The organism is Vibrio maerlii, from assembly GCF_003415655.1.
Classification (GTDB): domain Bacteria; phylum Pseudomonadota; class Gammaproteobacteria; order Enterobacterales; family Vibrionaceae; genus Vibrio; species Vibrio maerlii.
Map to the genome: position 1 here is coordinate 1 of NZ_QRHC01000028.1, position 1,345 is coordinate 1,345.

1 protein-coding gene is annotated in these 1,345 nt (G+C 45.1%); it reads right to left on the reverse strand.

The features are described from left to right. Nucleotides 1-239: 239 nt before the first annotated feature. Nucleotides 240-1,256 carry an IS110 family RNA-guided transposase gene (locus DPF91_RS21680; RefSeq protein WP_117236504.1) on the reverse strand — a complete coding sequence of 339 codons (1,017 nt, stop codon included), beginning with the start codon at nt 1,254-1,256 and terminating at the stop codon, nt 240-242. Between the last annotated feature and the right edge of the window lie 89 nt (nt 1,257-1,345).

Here is a 1,345-nt window from a genome sequence, read left to right on the forward strand (position 1 = left end):
TATATGGTCTCCCCCGGTTTTGCAAGTCAGCAGCGTGATTAAAAGTGCAGGTTAACTACCATATATACGGCCTGTTTTAGCGGCTATTGCCTTGGCCAAGATGAGGCAGTCGAACACGCAGTCCTGATCAACTTATCGACTTTAAAAGCCAGTGTGAGCATAAGGTTTTCAACGTGTAGGATTTATCCTGTTATTCATCTCACTACGTACTTTGCAAAGGGTTGGTGGTGCATGGTGTTTTATGCTGGTTGATACTCTTCGTTTTTGGCGATAACAGCCCACGCTATTCGCATTAGTTTGTTTGCGAGTGCAACCGCTGCACGGTTGGGACCTCGTCGTTCTTGTAATTCAAGCATCCATTTGCTGAGTTTGTCGGACTTGAACTTGGCTCGTCTTAAAGCTGCTCTAGCTCCATGAACGAGTAAAGAACGAATGTAAGTGTTACCCCGCTTGGTTATCCCCAGAAGCATCACATTGCCGCCTGTTGTATCTTGCCTTGGAACCAGCCCCATAGCAGCGGATGCATCGCGTCCTGTCTTAAACTGTTTGCCTGAACCGAGCCATACGGCGACAGCTTGACTCGTGAGTGGTCCAAAGCCAGGAATAGACATCAGCCGTTTGGCATTATCAAATTGCTTAGCGGTTTGGTTGAGTTTGTCTTCAAACCAACTGATTTGCTCATCGATATATAGATAGCGTTCATATTGGCGTGATAGAAGCTCTCGTAATATGGGCGATAACTGGTTTTTGGCATCTTCGAGCACTTCAGGAATAGCTTGTCTGAATGAGGCCTTACCTTTAGGTAGAACAATACCGTACTCAGCAATAAGCCCTCGCACTTGATTAATCAGACGAGTTCTTTCGGTGACGCATAGTCTCCGCATTCGAATCAGCGATTGAATATCTTGCTGTTCGATAGATTTGTGCGGGACGGGAGGATGTCGTTGATAAAGGGCAAGTTCTGAAATTGCTTCGGCATCGTTATAGTCGTTTTTTTGTTTACGTCGCTGACTTTTGACATGTTGAGGTGGATATAAAAGTACCTCGTGACCAAACTTCTCAAACTCCCTTGCCCAATAATGTGCTCCAGAACAAGCCTCCATGGCGATGATGGATGGACTTTGATTTGCGACGTAGTTAAGTAGCTTGCTTCGTTGAAGCTTTTTACGGCCAAGGTTCTTTCCTTTATGATTGATTTCAAAAAGAAAGAAAATACTTTTTGCTAAGTCGATGCCGATGATTTTATGCTGAGTCATGGTCTTCTCCTTTTGCTTCGGGCCTGAACACTCCAAGCATGGCTGATAGTCATGTGAAGTGGTAGGGGGAGACCATCTCATCAACTTAA

Coding starts and splice junctions, on each gene's coding strand:
- DPF91_RS21680 (WP_117236504.1), bottom strand. CDS start 1,256: ATGACTCAGCATAAAATCATCGGCATCGACTTAGCAAAAAGTATTTTC.